22 protein-coding genes and 1 tRNA gene are annotated in these 26870 nt (G+C 47.5%); 9 read left to right on the top strand and 14 right to left on the bottom strand.

Annotation, left to right across the window (positions count from 1 at the left end; translation table 11 throughout):
• The first annotated feature begins 6 nt into the window (after nt 1-6).
• The 3 genes from VLX91_13545 (at nt 7) to VLX91_13535 (ending at nt 3371) form a co-directional block, all read left to right on the top strand.
• Complete coding sequence (locus VLX91_13545) at nt 7-2148, top strand: (Fe-S)-binding protein (protein HUI31230.1); 2142 nt, start codon at nt 7-9, stop codon at nt 2146-2148.
• Nucleotides 2149-2161: 13 nt separating this feature from the next.
• Nucleotides 2162-2977, top strand: a complete 816-nt coding sequence (locus VLX91_13540) for a hypothetical protein (protein HUI31229.1) — start codon at nt 2162-2164, stop codon at nt 2975-2977.
• Nucleotides 2978-3191: 214 nt separating this feature from the next.
• Nucleotides 3192-3371 (top strand): hypothetical protein, encoded by a 180-nt coding sequence (locus VLX91_13535; protein HUI31228.1) that lies wholly within the window; start codon nt 3192-3194, stop codon nt 3369-3371.
• Between the two features lie 839 nt (nt 3372-4210).
• Here the strand turns inward: VLX91_13535 and VLX91_13530 are convergent.
• The 13 genes from VLX91_13530 to VLX91_13470 form a co-directional block, all read right to left on the bottom strand.
• On the bottom strand, nt 4211-4648 hold the full coding sequence (locus VLX91_13530; GenBank protein HUI31227.1) for a hypothetical protein: 438 nt from the start codon (nt 4646-4648) through the stop codon (nt 4211-4213).
• Nucleotides 4649-4657: 9 nt separating this feature from the next.
• Complete coding sequence (locus tag VLX91_13525; GenBank protein HUI31226.1) at nt 4658-4867, bottom strand: hypothetical protein; 210 nt, start codon at nt 4865-4867, stop codon at nt 4658-4660.
• Nucleotides 4868-5231: 364 nt separating this feature from the next.
• Nucleotides 5232-6371 (bottom strand): trypsin-like peptidase domain-containing protein, encoded by a 1140-nt coding sequence (locus VLX91_13520; protein ID HUI31225.1) that lies wholly within the window; start codon nt 6369-6371, stop codon nt 5232-5234.
• A gap of 351 nt (nt 6372-6722) precedes the next feature.
• Nucleotides 6723-6796: transfer RNA gene (locus tag VLX91_13515), tRNA-Ile, on the bottom strand.
• Between the two features lie 130 nt (nt 6797-6926).
• Nucleotides 6927-8156 carry a pyruvate dehydrogenase complex dihydrolipoamide acetyltransferase gene (locus tag VLX91_13510; protein ID HUI31224.1) on the bottom strand — a complete coding sequence of 410 codons (1230 nt, stop codon included), beginning with the start codon at nt 8154-8156 and terminating at the stop codon, nt 6927-6929.
• Nucleotides 8157-8166: 10 nt separating this feature from the next.
• A complete protein-coding gene (locus VLX91_13505; GenBank protein HUI31223.1) occupies nt 8167-9147 on the bottom strand; it encodes a pyruvate dehydrogenase complex E1 component subunit beta in 981 nt (326 codons plus the stop codon).
• A gap of 67 nt (nt 9148-9214) precedes the next feature.
• Entirely contained in the window at nt 9215-10243 is a 1029-nt protein-coding gene (gene pdhA, locus VLX91_13500; protein ID HUI31222.1) for a pyruvate dehydrogenase (acetyl-transferring) E1 component subunit alpha, read from the bottom strand.
• Nucleotides 10244-10264: 21 nt separating this feature from the next.
• On the bottom strand, nt 10265-11149 hold the full coding sequence (lipA, locus tag VLX91_13495) for a lipoyl synthase (GenBank protein HUI31221.1): 885 nt from the start codon (nt 11147-11149) through the stop codon (nt 10265-10267).
• 33 nt (nt 11150-11182) lie between these two features.
• Nucleotides 11183-12451 (bottom strand): dihydrolipoamide acetyltransferase family protein, encoded by a 1269-nt coding sequence (locus VLX91_13490; GenBank protein HUI31220.1) that lies wholly within the window; start codon nt 12449-12451, stop codon nt 11183-11185.
• A 15-nt stretch (nt 12452-12466) separates the two neighbouring features.
• The gene (locus VLX91_13485; protein ID HUI31219.1) at nt 12467-14560 is read right to left on the bottom strand and encodes a dehydrogenase E1 component subunit alpha/beta; all 2094 of its coding nucleotides are present in this window, start codon (nt 14558-14560) and stop codon (nt 12467-12469) included.
• Nucleotides 14547-15257: a lipoyl(octanoyl) transferase LipB gene (lipB, locus tag VLX91_13480; protein ID HUI31218.1), complete on the bottom strand. Its 711-nt coding sequence runs from the start codon at nt 15255-15257 to the stop codon at nt 14547-14549. Before lipB ends, VLX91_13485 begins: the two co-directional genes overlap by 14 nt.
• A 6-nt stretch (nt 15258-15263) precedes the next feature.
• A complete protein-coding gene (gene lpdA, locus VLX91_13475) occupies nt 15264-16670 on the bottom strand; it encodes a dihydrolipoyl dehydrogenase (GenBank protein HUI31217.1) in 1407 nt (468 codons plus the stop codon).
• Between the two features lie 261 nt (nt 16671-16931).
• Nucleotides 16932-19070, bottom strand: coding sequence for a FlgD immunoglobulin-like domain containing protein (locus VLX91_13470; GenBank protein HUI31216.1), 2139 nt, complete (start codon nt 19068-19070; stop codon nt 16932-16934).
• 233 nt (nt 19071-19303) lie between these two features.
• On the opposite strand from VLX91_13470, the gene VLX91_13465 reads away from it, so the two are divergent.
• Nucleotides 19304-21106, top strand: coding sequence for a chloride channel protein (locus tag VLX91_13465; GenBank protein ID HUI31215.1), 1803 nt, complete (start codon nt 19304-19306; stop codon nt 21104-21106).
• 93 nt (nt 21107-21199) lie between these two features.
• On the opposite strand, the gene VLX91_13460 is transcribed toward VLX91_13465, so the two are convergent.
• Complete coding sequence (locus VLX91_13460) at nt 21200-22417, bottom strand: HAMP domain-containing sensor histidine kinase (GenBank protein HUI31214.1); 1218 nt, start codon at nt 22415-22417, stop codon at nt 21200-21202.
• 161 nt (nt 22418-22578) lie between these two features.
• Here VLX91_13460 and hrcA point away from each other — a divergent pair, with 161 nt between their 5' ends.
• From hrcA to VLX91_13435, 5 genes are all read left to right on the top strand, one after another.
• A complete protein-coding gene (hrcA, locus tag VLX91_13455; protein ID HUI31213.1) occupies nt 22579-23604 on the top strand; it encodes a heat-inducible transcriptional repressor HrcA in 1026 nt (341 codons plus the stop codon).
• A gap of 7 nt (nt 23605-23611) precedes the next feature.
• Nucleotides 23612-24259 carry a nucleotide exchange factor GrpE gene (gene grpE / locus VLX91_13450; protein ID HUI31212.1) on the top strand — a complete coding sequence of 216 codons (648 nt, stop codon included), beginning with the start codon at nt 23612-23614 and terminating at the stop codon, nt 24257-24259.
• An 18-nt stretch (nt 24260-24277) separates the two neighbouring features.
• Nucleotides 24278-25420 carry a molecular chaperone DnaJ gene (gene dnaJ, locus VLX91_13445; GenBank protein HUI31211.1) on the top strand — a complete coding sequence of 381 codons (1143 nt, stop codon included), beginning with the start codon at nt 24278-24280 and terminating at the stop codon, nt 25418-25420.
• An 86-nt stretch (nt 25421-25506) separates the two neighbouring features.
• Nucleotides 25507-25971, top strand: coding sequence for a helix-hairpin-helix domain-containing protein (locus VLX91_13440; GenBank protein ID HUI31210.1), 465 nt, complete (start codon nt 25507-25509; stop codon nt 25969-25971).
• Nucleotides 25972-26838, top strand: coding sequence for a hypothetical protein (locus VLX91_13435; GenBank protein ID HUI31209.1), 867 nt, complete (start codon nt 25972-25974; stop codon nt 26836-26838). It begins immediately after the preceding gene.
• Nucleotides 26839-26870 lie beyond the last annotated feature (32 nt).

Here is a 26870-nt window from a genome sequence, read left to right as displayed (position 1 = left end):
AATTAAATGATTGAGGCGACGAAGCAATTGATTATTAGCAGCGGCCAGGATATATTTGAAAAGTCAGGTCGACTACAAGACGAGTTTCTGCTTCAAAAAAATTTAGAAGGCAAAGAATACATGATAAAAACAACCGTTTTCACAATAGTTTTCATTTTGGCCATTTTGTTCTTTGCGAGGAATGTCCAACGACTGATTTCTTATCTGAAAGTCGGAAAAAAGGAAGATCGTTCAGGCAAGGTCGGGACACGACTCATAAATGTCCTGTCGATTGCATTCGGTCAGAAAAAACTTTTGAGAGAACCGGTCGCGGGATTGATGCACTTCTTCATATTCTGGGGATTCATGATTCTTCTCACCGCCATACTGGAAGGTATTCTGCAGGGCTTCGCAGAGGGTTTATCGCTGACGTTTCTTGGTCCGCTCTATTCTCCGCTTGTTTTTCTTCAGGATTGCTTTGGACTCCTGGTGATTATATCTGTACTCTTTGCTTTCTATCGTCGAAACATCGCGAACGTAAAACGCCTTGAGTTCAAAACTCATTCAAAGCTGGACGCGAATCTCATCCTAAGTCTGATCTTGCTCATCATGGTCTCGATGTTTCTGCAGAACAGTCTGCACATCGCGCTTGAAAAATCAGCAGGAGTCGACACTTTAAACTCCGGAGCGAGATTTTTCTCGTCCGCATTGGCATCTCTATTTGTCTCGTCATCGCCCCCGTCCCTTTCAAATCTCTTTCAGGTTTTCTGGTGGATACACATATTAATAGTACTCGGATTCCTGAATTATCTCCCATATTCGAAGCACCTCCATATCGGCTCATCGTTCTTCAACGTTTATTTTGCGACTCAAAAACCGCGAGGTGCTCTGACACCAATAAATCTGGAAGATGAGAACATTACGCGGTTCGGCGCCGGAGATATCGAAGACCTTTCATGGAAACAACTCCTTGATGGATTCACGTGCACCGAGTGCGGCAGATGCGACTCGGTTTGTCCGGCGAATATCACCGGCAAACCTCTTTCTCCGCGAAAAATAATTACCGATATTCGCCGACGCACGATGGAAAAGGCACCGGATATCGTGGCACACAAAGATGCCGACAAAAAACACCTCGTGGACACTTATATCACCGAGGACGAGCTGTGGGCATGCACGACCTGTCAGGCATGCATGGAAGAGTGCCCCGTTATGATTGAACATGTCGGCTCTATCGTTGATATGCGCCGGTATCTCGTCCTCAATGAGTCAAGATTTCCTACAGAGCTTGCCACCGCATATAAAAATCTGGAAAACAACTTCACCGTGTGGGCATTTAACTGGAGAGACCGGGCAAAATGGACCGAAGGACACGATATTCCGATCGCTGCCGATACGGACGGCAACTTCGACATTCTGTATTGGGTCGGTTGCGCAGGAAGTTACGATGCCCGGTATCAGAAAGTCGCGCGCGCTTTTTCCCAGTTGATGAAAATGGCTGGAATAAGATTCGCGATACTTGGAAACGAAGAAAAATGTTCGGGCGATCCTGCGAGACGAAGTGGAAACGAATATTTAGCTCAAATGCTCATCAGAGAAAACATCAGCACGTTTGAAAAATACCACGTAAAAAAAATCGTCACTGCCTGCCCGCACTGTTTCAACACGCTCAAGAACGAATACAAGAACTTCGGCGGGAATTATGAGGTCATTCATCACACGCAGTTGATTGAGGAGCTGATAAGCTCCGGAAAACTTTCGGTTCAAAACGAACAACAGAAAAAGCGAGTTACTTATCATGATTCGTGCTATATTGGCAGATATAATGGGATCTACGACTCGCCGCGGAAAGCCATTGCTGCGATAAACGGCGTTGAGATGGTTGAGATGAAACGTTCGAAGGACAAAGGTTTTTGCTGCGGAGCAGGCGGCGCCAGAATGTGGATGGAAGAGAAAGCGGGCAAACGCGTGAACATTGAGAGAACTGAAGAAGCTCTGTCAACCAATCCTGATGTGATTGCATCTGCCTGTCCGTTCTGTATGACGATGATGACCGACGGCGTTAAAGCTAAAGAAGCCGCGGACGTTGCCGTAAAGGATGTCGCCGAATTGATTCTCGAGGCGACACGGAAAGATCCAGAACCAGGAAATTCGGAAAACAATAATTAATATTGGAGAAAAAATGAAATCGTTCGGAGTTACTCTTGTCTGTGCCCTTGCAATGGCAGGTGTCGGAATGGCACAATATAAGTTGGAGTATAAAGCTTCTTCTGCAATTCATTATAAAGCTCATACTACTCTGGAGACCGTCGAAACGATGATGGGTCAAGAGCAGCATGTCAATGTAGTTTCGGATCAATCTCTTACAATCAGCAGCGTAATATCGGGCGACGAGCTGATATTTTCCACTGTCATCGACTCGGGCGAGAACATTGCGATAATGCCGAACGGAGATACTAATCATGTTCCATCTCCGGCTCTGGGGAAAATTAAGGAGACAAGGATCAAACCCAACGGCGAAGAAATCTCGACGAGATGGATCGATACTGCCTTTGCAAATTCACCTGCAGGACAGGCAAAAGATTTCGGGAGTTTCTTTTTGAAATTGCCTTCCACGAGTGTTGGCGAGGGCGCAACGTGGAACCAGACAAGGACGGACACGGCCGGCACTCCAGGCTCCCAGGGGAAAATTGCAGTAACCACAAATACGGATTACAAATTAGTTGGAAAAGAAAATCTTGACGGGATTTCATGTGTCAAGATAGCATTCGCCGGGAAGGTTAAGTTGAAGGGATCTGCGACGATCAACGGAATGAATTTGGCGATTGACGGAAGCGGAACCATCAACGGGACTGCCCTGTTCGATTATTCGGCCGGAAAGGCTATGAAAATCAGCGGAACATCGGATCAAGAACTAGTCATGGCAACTGCAGGAGAAAATGCAATGACCATTCCCATGAGTCAGAAGACAAACTACGATCTGATCTCCGCAAAGTAAGTATTGGAACCCATCCGAACTGTCTTGTGGACGCTGAGGAATGAGACAGAAATGCCGCCGAAGCGAAACTCAGATTCTGCCGACCTGAATTCTACTGCGACTCTTCCGGAAAAGTTCTCTTCTATCATGGCACCTTCGAGTTTCACAAAGGCGTAAATTAATCGCGCATTCGTATGTTGTCAGGTATCATGGCACAAATAAGGAGTTAAGTATCATGGAAAGCGATACGACAAAGATAGTCGCAAGCAACTTGACCGTCGCTTATTGTCTAACGATTAACCGTAAGTCAGGCCCCGGAACGGCTGCAACCTCAACTGCGGAAGCAGAACTTAGCAAGGAGAAGATTCTCGAAATATACGAGGAATTTCTAAGGCATCTTACATTTAGCCAGTAAAGAAGTTGACCCAACAAAGGATTGCCTTACTACGGGCTTGTTTGACGCGATTCCGTTGATTTTAGAGACATGACATTCACGCGGTAGGCAATCATCCCGAAAAAACGCCTGCTGGAAAAGAATACTTTCATGACTTCCATCTGGTTTGTTTTCCCTTTACCTGAAAGTTACTTTTCCGGTTCTCTGGATAAACTACCCTGTGGGGCGCGTATAGATTGCACGCCCGTTTGAAAGAAAAGGGGCCTCCATGAATAGCTGTTCCACTCATTCATAGAGCTATCAGCACGTTCCGCAAAGTCTGAAGTTCGGACAAGAAGCCATGTCCTTCCGGTCTGCGTATCCAGAAGCAGATAATTATGTGGATCGCCGACGGCGCCTTCGTTCTATGCCCAGATTTTTGGGGGATTGCCCTTTTGCTCAGGCAATTTGTCGACGGCATAAATTACGTAGCGTTGAATATTAGAAGGATTAGGCTCTACCTGTGCAAGACATGAACCTAGCCAAACGTTCAAAAGGAAAAATGCAAATGCTATTTTCATCTTTTCACCCGCAAACAGAATTCCCTACCTCGTCAGCAAGCCTTGTGCACAGGCTCCCAAGTGTCTGGAACAAAGCACGGAATGTGTAAGACTCTTTGCACATCATTTGCTGATTTACACCATGATGTATTTACAAAAAATGATCATCAGAAACAAATTTGAGCAAGATGGTACAGATTATGTTTCCGCATGGCTGATTGTATACCATGGATCGACCGGATTAGTAAGTTGTCATTGATGAATCAACTGAGGGCAGGCCAACGAATGAGCCTCGCCAGCTTCACGAATGTATGTTAAGTCTCAATTGATAGGAAATGACACCAGCGAGTCTAGTGTTACTTTTAGACACACTTTTACCGGATCCATCTCGTCATCTCCGATCTCTTTCCCACATCCGATTAGATAGATCGTCTGCGTGGGATTCGGAATCGGAGTCGTGCTACCGGGTTTGTAGACAGGACTCGAAGACGGGGCCACGTCAACTGAATAACTTCCATTTTCATTCCCCGTATCGGTCGGCGAGAGATTGAAGCCGTTGAAGCTGTTTCCCCCTCCGGCGAAGATCGCCGGCTTCCTGTAGTACTCCTGGGCGACGGCTGCGATACTCACCAGATCTTGGGTGACAGCATCTCGGTTCGAACTTTGTGCATTGCCGCTAAACAGAACAATAGCGATCGCAACGGCAATCCCTACGACAATGACTCCCAAGACAGTAAGCAGAAGTTGTTGTGTTCCCACGCTTGCCTCCTAAAGTATGCATCCGCACTTGCTGAGGCGTTCAGCAATGCTGTTATCAGCCTGAGTACTGCTGATGTCTTTGTTCACCATCAATATGCCCACACTTCCCTTCGTTGACACACTCCACGCACACGGGGGCCGTTTCTTTAACTCCGTTCTGTATCTCACAACCTGGCCGGGCTTATCACCCGTCAGCTTTATATCGCTTCTAGCATACATTTCAACCAGCTGAATGTAACAAACTCTACACGATTAGAGCAAGTACATACTATCAAAAATCATACCTCCTAAGGAAAACTCGCGCATCCCAGCTGCATTGCCAACCCATTGTATCCCTAGGACTTATGAAGCATGTAGACTGGATGCAGGAAGGTATGAAGTGATCCCTTGCATGCACGTGGAGGATTTTACACACGGATGTGTACGAAACGTACGATAGGTCGAACCGCGTGCCGATTTTGGTAGCATGGTATTTTCGGAAGCCCGCGTGGAACTTCGGTACCATTGGCGGAACAGACTTAGATCAAAAAGTGACGTATGCATTCAAGGCAATGTCAGAAAAGTGTACCATGATGTACACAGGTTATTTTTCACGGTTCAATATGGACATAAAAACTGTTCCAAAACCTTGGTCTAAACGACAGAGGTTGTTGATTAGTTCCTGCGCTTTTTCCTTATCTCCTCTGGCTAAATAGAGGAGCGCAAGTTCGTAAATAAAGTCTTTGTCGTTAGGGTCCAGTTTCAGCGCCGTCCTGAACGCCTTGATAGCCTTGTCATATTGCGCAACATCCTCATAGGCGGTGGCAAGCAAAAAGTAAGCATTAGGGTTTGATGGATCGACTTTGGTAGCTTTGAGATAACTCTTGACTTCAAGCTCGTAGTTGCCAGTCGAAAAGCAATCACTGCCCAAATTGATGTATGCGGCCGCATATGTACTATCCAACATTATGGCTTTTGAGTAATATTCCGTGGCCCTATTCCAGTCTCTCAGATAATCTGCAGAGACACCTTGCGTGTAGTAATAAGTAGCATTACCCCCTAAGTGTTTGCTTGTGTCAGCAATCATCGCTTTCAGATCATTTACTGGCACAGCATAGTTCAGATTTTGATCCAAACCTGCTTGCTCGCCTGACTGAATGTTCAACGTGCTGGAAGTGATTCCTATGATATAACCCTTCTCGTTGAAAAGCCCGCCTCCGCTGCTACCAGGAGAAATTGGAGCTGTGAATTGAATGCGTCTTATCCCGTTGAAGTCTCTGGTCGGATTACTTACATTCCCTTCGGAAAGCGTAGCTTCCTGTCCGTCAGGTGTTCCTATCGCATAAACCTTTTCTCCTATCTTGATCTCATCTGAGTTGCCGAATCCGGTCACAAAAGGTGTTTCTTTTGCTTCAAATTGAAGTAAGGCCAAGTCATTGGTTCGATCAACGTGCATGATTTCTTTCATGTTATAGAACGCTCCTGAAGGAAGTTTAGCGACTACTTTCGCGGCGTCATTTACAACATGAGCGTTTGTTGCCAGTAATCCCTTTGAGTTGACAAAGAACCCACTCCCCTGACATTTGATACCTCCATCAGCACCATACACGATCAGGGTCACAACCGCCTTCAAATTTCGGTCAACCCGATTTGTTCCTGTCGCTGAAGTCCACCAAGTGATTGCCGCTACTGCCATAGTCGTGAGAAGCAACACGGCTACTAAATCTTTCAGAATTCTTCGCATGATTCCTCCCTGAAACAAACAACCTCTGCCGTTTGCGAGCCGTGCTGTCGGTCTCCACTTAATTGTGGAATGGTAGGGGTTAGAAAATTGCTCAGCATACTTCGCAAGGTTTTCTCCATGGTTATTTTAGTTGAGTGACCTGAAAATTGCAAACGTCAAAAGGCGGCGGCGGTATTATGTTGTAGGTCGTGGAGATGGTGAAGCTGAACCTTCCACGGAAGGTATTCTTTCGGCAATCTCCAGACGCAGTGGTACGGTTCAGTAATCTTGATCGTACATTAAAGCGTTCAGTTTGAACTTGAACGGAAACGGACAGAGCTATTTGAAGGAGTTGAAACTGATTTATTTTTGTGGGCCCTGAGGGATTTGAACCCCCGACCCGCTGATTATGAGTCAGCTGCTCTAACCAACTGAGCTAAGGGCCCATGAAGCGATGTGAGTAGAAAAAATTTAACTAAGGACTGCAAAAGAACAAAGCCCTGACAATTCACAACAGTAAATATCCCCTCCAATACTTGCAGAATGCCGGGCTGGATTCAGCTTCAAAAACTATTTCTACAAAGCGAGCGCCGCAGGGCTCTCCAAAATTTTCTTCAGCGTCTGCATGAACTGGGCAGCAAGTGCGCCGTCGACAACGCGGTGGTCGGATGACAGCGTCATCCTCATCCGCTTTCCGATCCTTATCTGTCCATCTTCAACGACGGGTTTTTCGACGATGGCACCGACCGCGAGTATTGCAGCCTCCGGAGGGTTTATGATCGCGGTAAATTCGTCGACTCCGAACATACCGAGGTTGCTGACCGTGAAAGTGCTGCCGGAATATTCTTCCGGTTTCAGTTTTCTTTCTCTGGCTTTCGCGGCAAGACCTTTTGTCTCAATTGAAATATCCCGGAGCCCTTTCTTATCGACGTCGCGTATGACAGGTGTAATAAGCCCATCGTCAATAGCAACGGCTACGCCGATATGGACGTCTCCGAACATTCTAATTTTGTCTTTCATGAAAGTCGCATTGACTTCAGGATGTTCCTGAAGTGCGGCGGCACATGCTTTAACGATAATGTCATTGAAGCTGATTTTGCTCTCTTCATTGAAGCTATTCAGAGATTCTCGAAAGGCTATCGCGTTCTCCATTTTAACTTCAACTGTCAGGAAAAAGTGTGGCGCCTCGATATTGCTCTGGCTCAATCGTCTGGCAATGGCCTCGCGCATCATGGATAGCGACTCATCCTTGAATTCTCCCGAAGAAACAACCGCACGACGCTTGGACGTCATCGATGCTTCCACGTCACGCTTGACAATCCTTCCGCCCGTACCACTTCCCTTCACGTCTCCGATATCAATCCCGCGCTCACGTGCAAGTCTCTTTGCGAGCGGCGAAGCTTTCAACCGGCCGTTGCCTTTTGAAGATTCCGTCTTGGAGAGCGAAGGTGCGGTAACTTGCGCGAGAGGAGTTATCTTTTCAGGAGATGACTGAGCTTCATGCCTTTCTGATTCCTGGGCGTCAGGAACGCTTCCGGTTTCACGAACCGAGGCAGAAATGTCCTCTCCCGCATTTCCAAGAATGGCAATCAATCCTCCTATTGGTACCCGGTCCCCTTCCTTTGCCACGATTTTCAGGAGAGTCCCTTCGTCGTAAGCTTCCATATCCATATTTGCTTTATCGGTTTCGACCTCGGCGATGACATCACCAGGCACGACCTTTTCACCTTCCTTCTTCAACCACCTTACGATTCTGCCCGTGTCCATCGTATCGCTGAGTTTGGGCATCTGAATTCTAACGGCCATTAGTTAAACCTCACTTTTTGTAAAGTGCCCGCATAGCGGCATCAATAACTTTTTGAGGAGTCGGCAGAACTTCATGCTCCAGAACTTTTGAATACGGCATCGGCACATCTTCAGAAGAAACCAGCTCAACCGGTGCATCAAGATAATCAAAAGCCTTCGACGAAATCCTGAACGAAATCTCGCTCCCGACACTTGCGAACGGCCACGATTCCGTGACCACAACACAACGATTCGTCTTTTTTACGCTGTCTATGAGCGGCTGGTCATCAAGCGGACGTACTGTCATCGGATCCAAAATCTCGGCTTCGATGCCGTCCTTCGAAAGACTCTCTGCCGCATTCAAAGCAGCTCCGAGCATCTTGCCGTAAGCTACGATTGTAATATCTTTGCCCTCTCGTTTCAGATCAGTCTTGCCGAGCGGAACAGTGTATTCGCCTTCAGGTACCTCGCCCTTCATGCCGTACATCACTTCGCTTTCCATGAAGATGACTGGATTATCATCTCTGATCGCCGACTTGAGAAGTCCCTTTGCATCTTTCGGCGTTCCGGGTAGAACCACTTTCAACCCTGGGACATGCGCATACATACTCTCGAGTGCCTGCGAGTGTGTCGCAGCAAGCTGGTGCGCTGGTCCATTAGGCCCACGAATAACCAACGGCACTTTCAACTGCCCACCCGACATATGTCGCATCTTCGCGGCATTGTTTATGATCTGGTCGAATGCGACCAGAGAGAAATTGAATGTCATGACCTCAACGATCGGTCTCAATCCAACCATAGCTGCGCCGACACCGAGCCCCGTAAAACCTGATTCCGATATAGGCGCATCGAGTACTCGTTGGGGGCCGAATCTTTGCAGCAATCCTTGGGTGACTTTATAAGCACCCTGATATTGCGCTACCTCCTCGCCCACAACGAAGACGGAATCATCACGTTCCATCTCTTCAGATATTGCTTGATTTATTGCCTCTCTAAATGTTATTTCCGGCATTTCGTAAGTTTCCAGTTATCAGTTTTTAATATTCAGTCAACAATATTTTTCGTTTGATTTCTAACTTTCAGGAGTAGATGTCATCGTACATCGATTCAAGCGGTGGGTCTGGACTCTTTTCCGCAAACTCAACGGCTCCAGAGACGACCTTTTTCGCATTGGCATCTGCATCGTCAATCTCTTTCTGCGTAGCAACTCTCTCATCGAGCAAAAACTTTTTCATCTGTTCAATCGGATCTCGCTGCTTCTCCTCTTCGACTTCTTGTTTTGTCCGGTAAATAGAATCCGGGTCCGACATCGAATGCCCGCGATAACGATATGTCCTCACCTCCAGGAGAGTCGGGAGGCTAAGTTCACGTGCCTTCTTCACGGCTTCCTTGGCGGCATCATAAACTGCGAACACATTCATTCCATCGGCGACCATTCCCTCTATGCCGTAGGAACACCCGCGTTTATATAATTCCGTCACTGCCGAGGCGCGCTCGACTGCAGTGCCCATTCCATACATATTATTTTCCACGATGTAGACCACGGGGAGTTTCCAGAGTGAGGCAAGATTAAGCGATTCGTGGAACGCCCCTTGATTCATCGCGGCATCTCCCATGTATGTCAAACAAACACGATCTTCCTTCCTGTACTTGATTTTGAAACCAATTCCCGTTCCAAGCGGAACTTGTCCTGCAACAATTGCGTGTCCACCAAGCATGTTTCTCGACGCATCAAAAAAATGCATCGAACCACCTTTGCCTTTGCTGGTACCGGTGTATTTACCGAACAATTCTGCCATCAACAATTTTGGGTCGGTGCCGCGGGCAAGCGCGTGACCGTGGTCGCGATACGCCGTTATGATGTAATCATCTTCTCTGATAGCAGCAAGCGTCCCCACCGCAACGGCTTCCTGCCCTATGTAAAGATGAAGAAAGCCTCCGATCTTCTGCATGCTGTACATTTTGGCCGCCGCTTCTTCAAAGCGTCTTATCAAAACCATGGTTTGGAACATTTCAATCAATTTATTTCTTCCTAAGCTTAGATATTCCTCTTTTGAAATTTGTTTCGATCCTCTCAATTTATTTGTCTCTACAGCGTAATCGCTCATCTATCTTTCTCCATGTAACAATTAAAAAATAATCTGCTCATCCGCGTGATACGAACTGCGGACCAACGGCCCCGATTCGACGTACTTGAATCCCATTTCAAGACCGGTCTGTTTATACATTTCGAATTCGTCCGGAGTAACATAACGGTCGATCGGAAGATGCTCTTTGGTTGGCTGCAAGTATTGTCCGATGGTAAGTATATCGACCTCAGACTGCCTCAAATCTCTCATCAGATTGATGACCTCAGGCGGTTTTTCACCTATCCCGACCATCATTCCGCTTTTCGTCGTCAGTCTATGCTCCTTAAAATATTTCAAAACTTCCAATGATCGCTCATACTTCGCTTGCGGCCTGACGGTGCTGTAAAGCCGCGGCACGGTTTCCACATTGTGGTTCAAGACATCGGGTGCCGCGTCGACCACGATGTCAAGTGCGAGCTTCTCTCCCTTAAAATCCGGAATTAGAATTTCGATTCTGCATCTCGGCTCTTTAATTCTGATTTGTCTTATTGTCTCCGCAAACACGGATGCCCCGCCGTCACGAAGCTCATCTCGGTTTACAGATGTAATCACGACATGCCGTAACTTCATAGATACGACCGCTTCAGCGACGCGGTGCGGCTCATCGGTGTCAAGTTCTGTCGGTCTACCGGTCTTGACTGCACAGAAGCCGCAGCTTCGAGTGCAGATATCGCCGAGTATCATGAAAGTAGCTGTACCGCGCCCCCAGCACTCTCCGAGATTCGGACAGCGTGCTTCTTCACAAACCGTATGAAGACCCTTCCCCCTCATCAAGTGCAATAACTTCGCGTAGTTCTCGCCGTAAGGGAGTTTTGCCCGAATCCATTCAGGCCTTCGTGGCTTCGGCTTATCTTCGATCAAAATCTTCTCGTCAATATCGACCATGATTCAACATCTAAATTTCATGATTCACAAATTTCAAAATACTTGTTTCGTGTCAAAATTCTCCAAATATTGTACAATCTTCTCCAGAAACTGCCCGCCCAGCGCTCCATCGACCAACCTGTGATCGAATGAAAGAGTCAGGAATCCCATCTGGCGAATTGCGATCGCATCGTTTATGACAACTGGTCTCTTCTTAACGGCGCCGACGCCGAGTATAGCGATGTTCGGTTGATTAATGATCGGGGTGCCCATCAGGTTCCCAAATACGCCATAGTTAGTGATTGAGAATGTTGAACCTATGGTGTCCTCGCCTGTGAGTCTTTTGTTCCTGGCGCGAGAGGCGAGATCACGAATCGCCCTCGCCAGCCCGAGCACACTTTTTTCATCAGCGGCTTTTATGACCGGGACGAGTAGCCCCTTTGTTTCAATGGCAACTGCAACGCCGAGATTCACATAATTATGTTGAACAACATTCGATCCCTCTATGCTGCTGTTCACCAACGGGAAATCCTTCAAGGCTCTCACACAAGCGTGGGCAATAAATGGCATGAAAGTCAGTTTGAATCCCTCCTGTTTCTCGAACTCCTCTCCTCGTTTCGAAATGAAATTAGATATGATCGTCATATCGACTTCCGTGATTGCGGCAACATGAACCGAAGCGTCACGGCTCTTGATCATGTGTTCCATGATGAGCTGACGCATGTTGTCTATCGGAAATGTTGTCTCCCGCTTTGCATCGAAACTCATGTTTGCGATTTCTGATCTCCGAGTCCCGCCGTCCGACTTCCTGCTCTTATTTTCAATGTAGATTCTCAAATCTTCTTTCGTGACGCGTCCTCCCGCGCCGCTTCCGCCAATTTTCATCAACTCATCTGTCGAAATTCCCTCAGTCTTCGCAATATTTTTCACCAGCGGCGAATAGAATCTATCTCCATTACGTCCGTTGTGTTTAAGTCCCGAGACCTCAGACTTTGAGCCTGCTGGCTCGGTCGAGTATTCAGCCCCTCCCGTCACTGCATCGTGAAGCAAATGGCCGTCATCTTCCCCGGCGGCCATCCTTTCAATTTCCGTTTCTATATATGCTATAACCGTACCGACCTGTGCAATTTCTTGCTCGCGCACCACAATTTTCGAAATCATACCCGAGGCAACAGCGGGAATTTCGGTGTCGACCTTATCTGTACTTATCTCCAGCAAAATTTCATCCCTCTCGATTTTCTCGCCGGCATTCTTATGCCATTTCACAATTTTCCCCTCGGTGATGCTCTCACCCATCTTCGGCATCAAGACTTCAACTTGCATGTTTAGTCCTCCTGTCTAATAGGCAATTAATTCTTCAAGAGTTTTCAGCACCTGAGCCTCGCTCGGAAGTACAGCTGCCTCGAGAGCAGGGCTATAAGGAACAGGAACATCTTGACCGGTGATTCTCCTTACCGGAGCATCCAGGAACTCAAACGCTTCCTCCGCAATAATGCTGCAGAGTTCGGCGGCAAATCCATTGGTGCGGGTATCTTCGCTCAACACCAAGACTCTGTTCGTCTTCTTGACGCTCTGTATAATTGCCTGCTTGTCGAGCGGCACTATGGTGCGAAGATCTACGACTTCGATCTCGATTCCACTATCCGACATTTTTTTTGCAGCATTTAAGGCAAAGTAGACGGTGGCACCGTAAGTAATGATGGTTGCGTCTTTTCCTTCACGCCGAACGGACGCTTTGCCGAACGGGAGAAGGTACTCCTCATCCGGTTCCGGCGACATGGCATAACTTTGACGATAGAGAGCCTTGTGTTCGAGAAACAAAACCGGATCTTCCATCCTGATCGCGGACTTCAACAAACCTTTAGCATCCGCCGCAGTCGATGGGAAAGCAATGTAAATTCCAGGGCAGTGTGCAAATATGCTTTCTATGTTTTGACTGTGATAATGTCCACCGCGTATATAACCTCCGACCGGCACCCGTATCACCATCGGACATCCCCAGGTATTATTGGAACGGTACCGCATCATGGCAACTTCGTTCTTGATCTGCATCATCGCGGGAAAAATATAATCCGCGAATTGAATCTCAACTACCGGTTTGAACCCCCGCACGGAAGCACCGAATGCAGCGCCAATTATGCTCGCTTCCGCCAGCTGCGAATTGAAGACTCTCTCCCTTCCAAATTTTGTCGAGAGTCCTTTCGTTGCGGTGAATACCCCTCCCTTTCCGTCTTCCACATCCTCGCCCCAGATCAGCATTTTTGGATCCTTTGCCATTTCTTCATGAAGGCCATGGTTAATAGCATCCACCATGACAATAGGTTTACCTGATGGAGTGGTTTTCTCGTATTCAAATGAAGAATACGTTTCCGCGGGAGCATATACGTTCAGGACTGCGGAAGATGCATCAGGAACCGGACGCGATTCTGCCCAGTCGGCCGCATCATCTACACGCTTCTTAATCTCGTTGTGAATCGATTCGACCTCTGACTGGGTAAGGATCTTGTTCTCGACCAGATGTGCTTCCATAATCAGCACAGGGTCTCTTGCATGGTCTTTCTCTATTTCTTCCTTCGGCCTGTATTTTCTGTCGTCGTCGGAAGAAGAGTGAGAGCGGAGTCTGACAACATCCGCCACGATAACGGTTGGCCCTTCGCCCCGACGCGCGCGGGCAATAGCTCTTTGGGCAGCCTCATAACTCTCGACGAAGTCAGTACCGTCTATTTTCATGCGCTCGAGATTCGCATAACCTCTTACGACCTCATAAACCGAGCCTCCGACAGTCTGCTGCCATTCCGGCACACTGATCGCATAATGGTTGTCTTCAATACAAAAAAGTACCGGAAGTTTTTCTCTCGCCGACCAGTTGAGCGCTTCCGCAAATTCTCCTTCGCTCGTAGCACCTTCTCCGGAAGAAACATATACAACCTGATCTTTACCTCTTCTCACGCATCCTAGCGCGGTGCCGACAGCCTGCAAGAACTGAGTGCCCGTCGGACTCGATTGAGTGGGAATGTTTAACGACGGTTTGCCGTAATGTCCCGGCATCTGGCGGCCGCCGGTCATAACATCTTCCGCTCTGTGGAGCTGCATAAGCATGATTTCTTCCGGAGTGTGGCCGATCCCAAGCGCGAATGCCAGTCCCCGGTAATATGGATACGCCCAATCATATCCCGACTTCAACGACATGGCACAGGCAATTTGTATTGCTTCGTGGCCCGAACTGCTTATGTGAAAGAATGCCTTGCCCTGTTTCAAAAGTGCCAGCTCTTTCTCGTCGAGACGGCGGGCCAACAGCATCAGCCTGTAGGCGTCAATGAGCCGGTCCATGGTTACCGTTCCCCTTCCGAACTCAGCGGTGAGGATTTCATTCCCGTTTGCCTTTTCAATCTGTCCAACCGGTGACTTCATCTTTCTTTCAAGCGGAGGCATGTTCTTTCTCCATCTCTATGTGGTACTTCTCAAAAAATTGATCGCAGTTTACGGATTCGATTTCTGTTTGAAATACATCTGTAAACATTTTGGCGATCACTTCCCTTACTTTGGTGATGTCGACTGTTCTTCCAAGGAATTGCCCAAGCGAGGAAACGCCTTTGTGGAAAATGCCGCATGGAATAATTCTGCCAAAATAAGAGAGATCAGTGTTGACATTAAACGCAAAGCCATGCATCGTAACCCACCGACTGACTTTAACTCCGATGGCACAGACCTTTTCGCTCCCGACCCAAACTCCGGTATATTCGGGCTCCCGGTGCGCATCAATTCCAAAATCCGCCAACGTTCTTATCACAACTTCTTCAAGGTCACGGAGATAGCGATGGACATCATGATAATAATTGTTCAAATCGATTATCGGATAACATACGATTTGACCCGGGCCATGGTACGTAATATCTCCACCACGGTCTGTCTTGAGAACGCTGACATTTCCTTGAACTAATTCGTCATCGGTCGCGAGAAGATGATCTTCACCTCCGGATTTGCCGATCGTGTATGTATGATAATGCTCCGTGAAAAGAATTATGTCAGGAATCTTCCCAGCAATTCTTTCCCGATGTAAAATCTTCTGCATATCCCACGCGAACGCGTATTCTGTGGTGCCTATGTTGATCAGTAGTGTCTTTTTCAATTCACTTCAAATATCTATTGATTGTCCGAGCGCTTCTTCGGCGGCTCCCTTAACGGCTTCGCTCAGTGTCGGATGTGCATGGACAGTGCGGATAATCTCCAGTGGTGTAGTTTCAAGTTTCTTCGCCACACCCAACTCGGCAATCAGCTCGGTCGCACCATGTCCGATAATATGCGCGCCAAGCAACTCGCCGTATTTCGCATCAAAAATCAATTTCACAAAGCCGACAGCTTCATTGGCTGCGATAGCCTTTCCATTAGCTGTGAACGGAAATCTGCCGATCTTAGTTTCATAGTTAAGCTCTTTTGCCTTCGCCTCCGTAATTCCTATGCTTGCCACCTGGGGCTGACAATACGTGCAACCGGGAATGCTGTTGTAATCCAACGGCTCGGACTCGACTCCGGCAATTCCTTCCACGCATCGGATTCCCTCCGCCGAGGCGACGTGTGCAAGCCACGGCGGCCCGATGACATCACCGATTGCATAGATACCATTTACTGCGGTCTTGTAGTTCGTCTTGTCAGCTTTTATCCACGATTTCTCAACCTGCACCCCAATACTTTCTAACCCGAGGTTGTCCGAATTCCCTTGAATGCCGACTGCAACAAGGGCGATTTCAGCCTTGAGTTCCTGTGAACCTTTCTTATTGACAACCTTAACTGACACACCATTCCCAGAGGCGGCGGCGGATTCGACTTTCGTTTCCGTCAACACTTCAATCCCTTGCTTCTTGAATTCCCTTTCAAGCTGTGCAGTAACTTCCATATCTTCAAGAGGAAGTATATTCGACATCATTTCAATCAAAGTGACTTTTGTACCGAATGCGTTGCAGAAGTACGCGAACTCCGCTCCGATAGCACCTGCCCCAATAATTACCATGTCTTTGGGTATCGACTCTAGTGTCATTGCTTCGGTGCTTGTAACTACTTTTTTCCTATCGATCTTAATACCTGGCAGATCACGTGGTCTTGCTCCGGTTGAGATTATTATGTTTTTTCCCTCGACCTGCGTCACTTCCTTACCATAATTATCGACTACAGCGAGAGTTCTGGGATTCAAGAATTTTCCTGTTCCACTAATCTTCTCAATCTTGTTCTTCTTGAAAAGATATTCTACTCCCTGAGACAACCTATTCGCCGCATCGCGGCTCCTCTTTATGACTTTCTTAAAATCGACTTTGAGATTTTCGTAGGTGATTCCGTACTCCTTGGATTCTTTGAACAAGGACATCACCTCCGCACTCTTGAGAAGTGCTTTTGATGGTATACAGCCCCAGTTAAGACAAATTCCACCGAGCCTGTCGCGCTCGACGCATCCGACCTTCATCCCGAGTTGACCCGCGCGAATAGCCGCCACGTATCCGCCAGGCCCCCCGCCGAGCACAACAAGATCATACTTCTTCAGTTCAGCCATTATTTCTCCTAGGAATTAATGAAGTCTTTGAAATTTGAAATGATTGTCCACAATTTTCCGCCAAATAGTGCTTTTTATCAAAAGTCCTCTCTGGGACCCAAATGATAGAGTTCAACTGTGACTGCACAAAAATATAATTGATGAATGGCATTTAAATCAATCCGCATCTGAATTGTGCGGATTGAGATCCGAGTTGTCCCCAGAATTTAGGAATCGGAGAGTCCTTACTCACGACCGGACTCTCTGATCTCAGTAGTCTCACTATTTCAGCAAGATCATTTTTTTGACTTGCATATTCCCGTCACGAGTAACAAGTCTGTAGAAATAGACGCCGCTTGCCACTGGATTTCCTCCTCCATTTGTGCCGTCCCATAATACTTGATACTTGCCGGGAGAATAGTTGTCGTTAGTTAAAACTTTGACAAGCTGGCCGACAGAATTGTAGATCGATATGTTTACCATCCCTGCTCTCGGGACTGAGAAATCAATCATCGTGGTGGGGTTAAAAGGATTAGGGTAGTTCTGCTCAAGCACATATGAGTGCGGAACCTGCTCGTTAATTTGTTTCACGCCGGTCAACGTGCCGATTGCACCCGTCAGCAAAGCGAATGTGTATTTGGCATTATGGATTCCTAAACTTCCGTCTTTTGAAACCAAGAGGTAATCGTATAGCGCACCAAGCTGTCTCCGCGTCAGTCCTTTGCCGACAGTGGCACTGTTCGGATTTGAGATTACCGAATCAGGCAGCAGCGATGCCAGCTTATTGAGGAGAGCCTGAACTTCGGTCTGCACTCCAGGTATCGGCCCTCCGTCAGCTATGCCGGCATAGTCATATGGAGCAGGTATCTGATCAAAATCGGTGATCGGACCATGACATGATTGGCAGGCTGTTGTATTGTCGACCTGGTTCCCGACGCTATCCGGCCCGCTCATCTTCCAGGTGTGGCCGCCCAACAAATTTGTAGCCTTGGGATCAAGCGTATCCGAAGCCATGTGGCATGTCACGCAGGCATCCGTAAGCTGGGTGTGAGTGTTGAGCCCTGTTATTGAGCTGTCGCCAAATTGATAGCCGTTTTCGCCAAAGAATATGTCGGTTTGCGGCCCTTCGTGCGGACCAAAGAATGCGACCCAGCCACTCGAGACCGCGATATTTGCGCTCGCCCTCGAGCGATGGCAATTCATGCACAACACGCCTGCACCACCCTCTGTTATACCAAAGCCGTTCTTTAGACTATCGGCAGTTACCTTTCTAAGCTGGTACGGATTAGAAGCATCGTGTGGATTGTGGCATCCCGCGCATGTGAGCGGCATGGGATCGTAAGAAGACTGCAGGTCATTGTTGCTCGCGAAGTCAAAAAATCCTGATCCATTATGGCACTTTGCACAAGTGGCGGAGCCGCTGTTTACTGTGGCTTCTTCCGCTTGAATTGCACTCATCCCGCTGTCATGCGGGCTCGATACCCACATGCGTCCTATGTTGTAATATGGCGGTGAATCATGGCATCTCATACAAACCGATGCGCTAAGAGAAACTGAAATCTTAGATGGATCACCGGCATGTTGGTCGCCGGGGCCATGGCAGCTTTCACATCCGACGCTCGCCAGTTGCGCAAGTTGCGACGACGAGTTATAAAGATGTGCAAAGTTCGTGTCAACAAGTGAAGTTGGAAAAGTCCACCCTGCCTGGCTTGCAACGTTTGCGAAGTTCCCATTCTCAGCCTGCGGATTGTATCCGGTTGTATGGCACTTCTCGCACAGACCGGCAAAATATCCCATAGTACCGTTGATCCTGTTCCTGAACGTATTTGCGTGCACGGTCAGCGCCCACTTTTGAACTCCTGCCGTGGGATCGGTGGCCGGCGTGAGGAATTCGTGGCAGTAAGCGCACTGAGGAAACTTGGCGTAATGGTTGTCAGTTGCCATTGTGTCGTTCGTGAAAATTCCGACCGAGCCGACTCCCACATAGTTTGCGGAAGTGATCGTAGCTGAAGATTGAGAACTCCCTCCTGCAGTCGTTAATTGAAGATTGATTGTATATTCTCCTGTCGTGTCCGGAGTGATAGTCGTAAAGGGTGCGCTTGCGCTGTCGATCAGCGCGTGGCCGCCGTTCGGATCAACCACCGACCAGCTCACCGATTGAATCGTCCCGCCTGTTGAATCCATCGCCCGCAGGAATACGGTGGTCTTCTCGCCGACAGTGCTGAAACCGGAGGTTGGATACATCGAGCTCCCTGCCGAACCATAAAGCTGGACAAGCTGGTATGGTGACACGCCGACGATTTGTATTCCCGCCTTCGGCGTCGTCGAAGACACTCTGCGGGGAACAGTCTTAGAAGAAGCGGATTGAGTCAGGCATAATGTTATCGACATCAGCAATAATACTGTCTTTATTCCTATCATCGTCACTTCTCCTTTGCACTTATGCAAATTCTTAACATCAAATCGGTGGCAAAATGTTTCCTTGTTATCACTTGTCTCCTCTGTGCACTTCTTTCCATGGGGCATTGAAAGCTAACTTCTAAAAGTATTGCTCTCAAAAAATCTGGTACGATCTAATCTCCATCTTTTTCTTTCAGAACTAAAAGCAAAAATCATTTGTTCAATCATCAGAATCAATTTTTTATGAGGAGTAAATGGAAATAGATCATACAAACTCAACCGGTTCACGATCTCGACTCTTCTTCTTATCATTTCTTGGCGGCCTGATCGGGTTGATTGCCGGCATCGTCTCATTCGTGCTGTACAATCTGATCGGATTGTTCACCAATCTTTCATTCTATCACCGTTATTCATTTCAATTCGTCAGTCCGCAATACAACAACATCGGGATACTTGTAATATTAGTGCCGGTGATTGGAGGGCTGATTGTCGGCGTAATGGCGAAATATGGGACGTCGAAAATAAAGGGGCACGGAATTCCAGAAGCTATCGAGGCGGTTGTAATTAATAAAAGCAAGATTTCCGGAAAGGTGGCGATACTGAAGCCGCTCTCAGCCGCAATCGCGATCGGCACCGGCGGACCGTTCGGCGCCGAAGGCCCGATCATCCAGACAGGCGGCGCCATTGGTTCACTCCTTGGCCAATTTATACCAACGACCGCGTCCGAGCGAAAAATCCTTCTGGCCTGCGGCGCGGGCGCGGGAATGGCAGCAACCTTCAGCACACCAATTGCCGGGGTTATCCTCGCGGTGGAACTGCTTCTGTTTGAATTCAAGCCGCGGTCGTTCATTCCTCTTGTCATAGCGACTGCAGTAGCAACTGCCGCTAGATTTAAACTTCTTGGACCCGGCCCGATGTTCCACACGGGTTCACTCGATTTTGACATCGCCAGGAACGCGGTATACTTTGTCGTGCTTGGTGTCCTCTGTGGAATCGGAGCAATAGTCTTCACGAAAGCTCTTTATTGGACTGAGGACCAGTTTGAGAAATTGCCGATCGATTCTCTATGGTGGCCTGCGATCGGCGCGCTGGGACTCGGGGTCATCGGTTTCTTCATTCCACGCGTGTTCGGCGTAGGCTACGATACTATCTCCGATATACTGAACAACAACATTGCGCTGAAGATTCTTCTTCTACTGATGATCTTCAAATCCATCGCTTTGCTCGTGTCGCTGGGTTCCGGAACATCAGGCGGACTTCTGGCCCCGATGTTTATGGCAAGCGCAGCAATGGGAGGCTCATTCGCAGTTGTCGTGAATCATCTAATTCCAACGGCGAACCTATCGCCTGGCGCATTCGCACTCGTTGCCATGGGCGCGGTTTTCGGAGCCGCAGCTCGCTCTACTTTTGCATTTATAGTCTTTTCCTTTGAGATTACCCGGGACTATGATGCAATTCTGCCTCTCATGCTCGTCGGTGTAATCGCATCGGCAATCGCGATATCCTTCCTCAAAAATTCTATCATGACCGAGAAACTCGCACGAAGAGGCGTGCATGTGTTTCAGGAATACGACACCGACGTTCTGCGGCTTACTCCGGTCCGGGATGTGATGGACAGAAATCCTGCCGTGGTTTACGCAAAAGACACTGTCGGGAATCTGGCGGACAAAATCGCACGTAATGACCCGGAGTACAGTTCCCACAAGGCATATCCTGTACTCGATGAACAAGAAGGACTGATCGGGATAGTCACCCAGGGAGACCTCTTAAAGGCAATCGATAAAAACAAATCCGATGAAAACGTTCTTAATATAGCGGCAACCAAATTGGTGGTGACCTACGCTGACGAGAGTGTTTATGACGCGGTGTCGAAAATGCTTAAGAACAATATCGGGAGGCTGCCCGTAGTTGAAAGACAAAATCCGAAAAAGTTAATCGGATATCTCGGACGGGCGAACGTTATCTCTTCGAGACTTAAACAAATTGAAGAAGAATCAGTGGTGGAAGCGCATCGGTCTTTAACAAGTTGGAGGAGTAAACGAGAAGTTCCTACATAATCGATGCTGATAGAGCCTCGCATGACCAACAGTGCGAGCTTAAACGCCAAACAAGCGACAAGCCGCCTCAGGATGCCGGTGCGAATGAATTAGTTATGCGTTGTAATCTGGATCTTCCGCTCTTAATCTTATTCTGAACGTCGATCCTTTTCCGATCTTGCTCTCTTTTAAAAAAATTTCACCATCATGGTATGACTCCACAATCCTCTTTGCGAGACTCAATCCAAGCCCCCAGCCTCGTTTCTTAGTCGAATAACCGGGTCTGAAAATGTCTCGCCTGAATTTCATGTCGATGCCTTTCCCCGTATCATTGACGTCGATCGCGACAAAACCGTTTTCTCTCGAGAGATTTATGTTTATCTTTCCGTCATTATCTTCGATGGCATCCAGAGAATTCTTAATCAGATTTTCCAGAACCCATTCGAAAAGTTCCGAGTTAAATTTGGCCCACAAGGAGCGGTCTCCTGTGAAAGTCAATGAGACTTTTTTCCCGGTTTGAGGAATTCTCTTGCTGAAATACGATAGAACATTCTCGATCGCATCACCCACACAGATGGCCTTCAATTCCGGCACCGATCCGATTTTTGAAAACCGCATGGCGACTTTATTTAATCTGCTCACATCCTGCTCAATATCGGAAATGATCTCGGTTCTTCGCTTCCCACCGACATCATCCTTCATCATTTCTATCCATCCCATCAAGCTTGAAAGCGGCGTGCCAAGCTGGTGCGCTGTCTCTCTCGCCATTCCTACCCAGATATTTGATTGCTCACTCCTTTTGATATAGCTGAACGCAACGTATCCCAGCAGAATGAAAAGCCCGGCGACCGTGAACTCAACATAAGGTACGTATCGAAGTTGTGTAACGAGGTTTGACTCTCCGTAATGGACTTCGCTCAGGACAATTTTCCCGAGTGTGACCTTTATCGGCGGATACTGCGCATCCATCCTCTTCATAAGTCTTTCAAGGTAAGCGCGCTGTTCGGCAAAAGAGATAGTTGTGTCAAGACGGATGTTTCTAATATTGCGTTCGTATGGCATGAAGGGAACATCACTGCTGTCCGTAAGAATCATCGGAAAGTCTATCGAACTCAGGACATCGTCGAAAATGAAGCTGTAATCTTGAGACGGCGATTGGTCACTTGCCAAATACTGAAGGGAGCTTGCATACAAATGGGCGATTCTCACTTCCCGCTCGATCAATTGTCTTACCAAAGATTGTGTATAGATCAAAATACCCGCCGCAATGAAAACTGCAACGAGGAGCAGCCCGGCTTTTAATGTGATCGAAGATGGATTAGAAGATCGCATTGATGAAATATTAATTCCAACTCCCGGCAGATGCAAGACAGCGAACACGCATCTATCTCTTTTCTCCCGTGCTTTTTACGTTTGCCCTGTCGTCAGTTCCTTGATTGGCTATCTCAAAAATATTAAATTTTATAAAATTTAATGGTTTCTTGTAAATTTCGATGGCAACGAACGAATTAACTCACAGAGAAAAGGAAGTTTTGAGAGAAGTCATTCACGACTTTATTCTTACGGCTAATCCCGTGGCGTCGAAATTTATTGCGAAAAAGATGCCGGAAAATCTTAGTCCCGCAACGATAAGGCACGTCATGGCACAACTTGAGCAGCTCGGCTACTTAAACCATCCGCACACGTCGGCGGGAAGAGTTCCCACAGACAGAGGTTACAGGATCTATCTTGACTCACTGATTTCTCTGGACGAGCTTGACGATGACGATCGCGCAAAAATTTCTGATGGACTAAATTCGTCGTCAGATTCAGGCGAACTATTGAGTGAGGCATCGAAACTCCTCGGCAAAGTCTCAAAACAACTGAGTCTTGTCTCCGCTCCGTATTTCGGAGAAGCAACTTTGACAAAACTGGAACTCGTTCCGTTAAACTCGTGCAAGATTCTGGTGGTGATCTCTCTCGAAAGCGGCCTGATAAGGACGATTGTACTGGAGATTGAAACCGAAGTGAGCGATGAGAGACTGAGAAAGATTAATTCTATCCTGAATGAAAAACTCAGCGGATTGAAATTATCGGAAATACGGGACACGATCATCGAGCGCGTCGGGGATTACGCTGGTGAAAATGTCATCAGCCGGCTTGCGAGCATGGGCGATAAGATCTTTTCAGCCACACCGGAGACCGATAAAGTCCACATTGGAATGCCGCAAGGAATTCTTTCTCAGCCTGAATTTGACCTGCCCGAGAACCTGAAGGGGATATTAGAAATCCTCGGCGACGAAAATGTAATCCTCCATATACTTGAGAAAACCGATAAGACGGAATCCATCACGGTGAAGGTCGGTTCAGAAAATGAAGAGGCAAAACTGAAAGATTACAGTCTGATAACGGCACGGTATGAAGTCGGAGCGATAAAAGGTACCGTCGGAGTGGTAGGACCTCGCAGGATGCAATACTCCCGGCTCATCCCGCTCGTTGACTTCGTTGCAAAAGTTATTTCAAACAAACTCAGCTCATAATTGTAATATGTCAGAAACAAAAGACAGAGAGAAGAACCCTTCCGGAAAGAACTCCCGGGAGAGAGAAACTGAAAATAAGGAGAATATGGCAAACAAAGAGAACTTAGGTGAAGATAACGCTAGCACGGTCGAGACAGAGAAACAAATTGAAAATGATTTTGAAAAACTCCAGAAACAACTCGGCGAAACAGAAGCGTTGGTCGGAACGTATAAGGACCAGCTCCTGCGGCTTGCAGCCGAGTTCGATAATTTCCGAAAAAGAGTTGAGGCGGATAAGACCGACTTCGTGAAATTTTCAAATGAAAAAATAATCAAGGATCTCATTCCGGTTCTCGACGATTTTCAACGGGCACTGGAAAACGGAAAGAAGAATTCGGAAAATGAATCCTTCAAGAAAGGCATAGAGCTTATTTATCAAAAGCTTTATAAGCTCCTTGAGGACAAAGGGCTTAAGCCGATTGAGTCGGTCGGAAAAGAGTTCGACGTAACGTACCATGATGTACTCATGCAGGTACAGAGGGAGGATGTAAAGCCGGGCACGATTGTCGAAGAAGTAGAACGCGGTTACGCCCTTAATGGAAAGATCATCAAGCATGCGAAAGTTATTGTTGCGTCGCCGGGCCAGGATGGAACAGAACAGGAACCAAAGAATTAAGTCCGCTGAGAGAACATAATGCCAACGAAAAGAGATTACTACGAAATTTTAGGCGTCCTGAAAAGCGCCTCTGTTGATGATGTGAAGAAGGCATACCGCAAGCTCGCGATGCAATATCATCCCGATAGGAATCCAGGAAATAAAGAAGCCGAGGAAAAATTTAAGGAAGCAACCGAGGCTTATGAAGTCCTGAGCGATCAGGACAAGCGCTCGAGATACGATAGATTCGGTCATGAAGGAGTTAGAATGGGTACTGATTTTCATGACTGGACAAACACCAACCCGAACGACATCTTCAGCGTTTTTAACGACCTCTTTGGAGGCGGGTTTGGCGGCTCGATATTTGACGACCTTTTTGGAGCCGGAACCCGCAGCCGTTCGCGAGGTTCACATGCCGGCGGAGAACGCGGTACGGATCTGAAAATCTCCGTTAAACTCACTATGGAAGAAATCGCGGGCGGTGTTGAGAAGAAAATCAAGCTCAAAAGACTTGAAAAATGCCAGACCTGCGGTGGAACCGGAGCAAAAGGGGGAAGTGGAACCACGACATGTCCCACTTGCGGAGGAAGCGGTGAATTGCGGCGGGCTTCCCGTACAATGTTCGGGCAGTTCGTAAACATTGTTCAATGCTCGACGTGCGGCGGGAGCGGCAGAGTCATCAAAGATCCATGCAACACCTGCGGCGGTTCCGGCAGAATGAACGGCGAGTCCACAATCAAAGTCAAAATTCCCGCAGGAGTCAGTGAAGGAAACTACCTGACGCTCCGAGGAGAAGGAAACGCCGGTAAGCGAGGAGGCCCAAACGGCGACTTGATTGTGATGATCGAGGAATCTCCTCACCAGCACTTCAAACGTGATGGTGATGACATCATATATGAACTTGATTTGAGTTTTCCTGAAGCAGCTCTCGGAAGCGAAATCGAAGTGCCGACGCTCACTGGCAGGGCGAAACTCAAGATAGAGCCGGGTATCCAATCAGGAAAAATCTTACGGATGCGAGAAAAAGGCCTCCCCCACCTGAACGGATACGGCCGCGGCGACCAGCTGGTCAGCATTAACGTTTTCACTCCGACAAAACTAAATCAAAAGGATAAGGAATTGCTCAAGGAGCTGGGGCATTCTGTAAATCTAAAACCTCCATCCCGGAACGGCACGAACTGATTCCTGTCGGTATATTGCACCGTTCAAGTTGAATTTTGATTGCTCGTTCCCAATATTAAAATGTACTACCGGAATGCCGTAATAAGATGCTTTCAAAAGTAACCAGAAAGATCCAGTTCAAACTAGGCCTCACGAAGAGTGAAGCGGGGGTAATTATTTTCCTGGCCGCCGGGCTCATTATCGGTGGCACGGCAAAAATTCTGAAATTAGATAAGGCTACGGAACACTACGACTTCAGGCAATCGGATCAATTTTTTGAAACCGCGTCATCTAAGATTGATTCAATCATTGCGGCGGAAGAGGATACTCTAAAATATCCAGCCAAATCAGGTTCAAAGGCGAAAACATCAATTAGCTCTTCACTCGATTTGAACAAGGCGGACTTGAACGGTCTTGCTTCCCTGCCCGGAATCGGCAAATCTCTGGCTCAGAGAATCATTGATTACCGCAACTCAGTTACAAAGTTCACTTCCATCGAAGAACTTCGGAAGGTTAAGGGCATTGGGCCTAAAAAGTTTGAGAAGATGAAATCATTCGTGAGAATAAATTAAATGAAAGACTACCGGATTGTTCTGGGCATCGAGGTGGGGAACAAAATTCTCCGCGCGGCTGAAATTGAGCAGCGGGAGAACAGTTTCTTCCTCTCTCGAGTCGCAGAACAGCCGCTCACATCAACAGAAGCGGATGAACTCGTGCAGAAAGTCTCTCTCATAATTAACGAAGAAGGAATTCTCAGTCGCACGGCCTCGATCGCTGTAGATACGTCATTCACCCGAAGAAACACAGTCGACGTTGATTCCGATCTTGAGCGAACTGAAATTGTTGACTTATTGAGAGCCGAGCTGGAGTTCCACGACAATTTTGCCGGCGGACAATATATGCCGGCGTATGAAGTTGTGAATACCTCGCCCGACGGGTTTAAAGAAATATTCTACGCTGCAATTGAAAACAAGCTTTTCAACAATCTCAAGGATTTTTCGGCCAGGTGCGGGCTCGATCTCCAGTTTATCGACCTGGATCATTCCTGCAGCGAGATTTCGATAAACAAGCTGACACCTCGCTCAAAAAACTTCATCTTGATTACAGTGAAGGAGCGCCAGATAGAAGGAAGCTTTTCTAAGGATGGACGCAAGATCGCCTACAAGTATCTTCCCTATTCCAACGAGCCGTTTTATCCGGTGACTAAGTTGACACAGACGTTGGAATCCATCTCGAAAGAATACGTCGAGAAATTTTATGTCACCGGCCAGACGGCCGATGAATTCCTTATAGACATGCTGCAAAAAAATGTTGATGAGAGATTTGAGATGCTCAATCCGGCGCATAACCTCATGCTTTCCCCTCTTGCCTCAATGAACCCCAAGTTAGGTTCAATCCCGCATGTTTTTTCAGCCGTAATCGGCGCGGCATTAAAATAAAAGACGTGCCGCACTGCGCGTCATGAGAAAAA

The sequence above is a fragment of the Candidatus Acidiferrales bacterium genome, from assembly GCA_035515795.1.
In the GTDB taxonomy this organism is placed as follows: domain Bacteria; phylum Bacteroidota; class Ignavibacteria; order Kryptoniales; family JAKASW01; genus JAKASW01.
Note: the sequence above shows the minus strand (reverse complement) of the source record. Positions and strands in the feature narration are given on the sequence as shown.

What these genes read in the sequence shown, in the direction of transcription:
- lipA (HUI31221.1), bottom strand. Translation starts at nt 11,149, where the DNA reads ATGGTCGATATTGACGAGAAGATTTTGATCGAAGATAAGCCGAAGCCA.
- VLX91_13465 (HUI31215.1), top strand. Translation starts at nt 19,304, where the DNA reads ATGGAAATAGATCATACAAACTCAACCGGTTCACGATCTCGACTCTTC.
- pdhA (HUI31222.1), bottom strand. Translation starts at nt 10,243, where the DNA reads ATGAGCGATTACGCTGTAGAGACAAATAAATTGAGAGGATCGAAACAA.
- grpE (HUI31212.1), top strand. Translation starts at nt 23,612, where the DNA reads ATGTCAGAAACAAAAGACAGAGAGAAGAACCCTTCCGGAAAGAACTCC.
- VLX91_13505 (HUI31223.1), bottom strand. Translation starts at nt 9,147, where the DNA reads ATGCCGGAAATAACATTTAGAGAGGCAATAAATCAAGCAATATCTGAA.
- VLX91_13440 (HUI31210.1), top strand. Translation starts at nt 25,507, where the DNA reads ATGCTTTCAAAAGTAACCAGAAAGATCCAGTTCAAACTAGGCCTCACG.
- VLX91_13510 (HUI31224.1), bottom strand. Translation starts at nt 8,156, where the DNA reads ATGGCCGTTAGAATTCAGATGCCCAAACTCAGCGATACGATGGACACG.
- VLX91_13525 (HUI31226.1), bottom strand. Translation starts at nt 4,867, where the DNA reads ATGTATGCTAGAAGCGATATAAAGCTGACGGGTGATAAGCCCGGCCAG.
- VLX91_13490 (HUI31220.1), bottom strand. Translation starts at nt 12,451, where the DNA reads ATGCAAGTTGAAGTCTTGATGCCGAAGATGGGTGAGAGCATCACCGAG.
- VLX91_13460 (HUI31214.1), bottom strand. Translation starts at nt 22,417, where the DNA reads ATGCGATCTTCTAATCCATCTTCGATCACATTAAAAGCCGGGCTGCTC.
- lpdA (HUI31217.1), bottom strand. Translation starts at nt 16,670, where the DNA reads ATGGCTGAACTGAAGAAGTATGATCTTGTTGTGCTCGGCGGGGGGCCT.
- VLX91_13540 (HUI31229.1), top strand. Translation starts at nt 2,162, where the DNA reads ATGAAATCGTTCGGAGTTACTCTTGTCTGTGCCCTTGCAATGGCAGGT.
- VLX91_13485 (HUI31219.1), bottom strand. Translation starts at nt 14,560, where the DNA reads ATGCCTCCGCTTGAAAGAAAGATGAAGTCACCGGTTGGACAGATTGAA.
- VLX91_13545 (HUI31230.1), top strand. Translation starts at nt 7, where the DNA reads ATGATTGAGGCGACGAAGCAATTGATTATTAGCAGCGGCCAGGATATA.
- VLX91_13535 (HUI31228.1), top strand. Translation starts at nt 3,192, where the DNA reads ATGGAAAGCGATACGACAAAGATAGTCGCAAGCAACTTGACCGTCGCT.
- hrcA (HUI31213.1), top strand. Translation starts at nt 22,579, where the DNA reads ATGGCAACGAACGAATTAACTCACAGAGAAAAGGAAGTTTTGAGAGAA.
- VLX91_13520 (HUI31225.1), bottom strand. Translation starts at nt 6,371, where the DNA reads ATGCGAAGAATTCTGAAAGATTTAGTAGCCGTGTTGCTTCTCACGACT.
- VLX91_13435 (HUI31209.1), top strand. Translation starts at nt 25,972, where the DNA reads ATGAAAGACTACCGGATTGTTCTGGGCATCGAGGTGGGGAACAAAATT.
- VLX91_13470 (HUI31216.1), bottom strand. Translation starts at nt 19,070, where the DNA reads ATGATAGGAATAAAGACAGTATTATTGCTGATGTCGATAACATTATGC.
- dnaJ (HUI31211.1), top strand. Translation starts at nt 24,278, where the DNA reads ATGCCAACGAAAAGAGATTACTACGAAATTTTAGGCGTCCTGAAAAGC.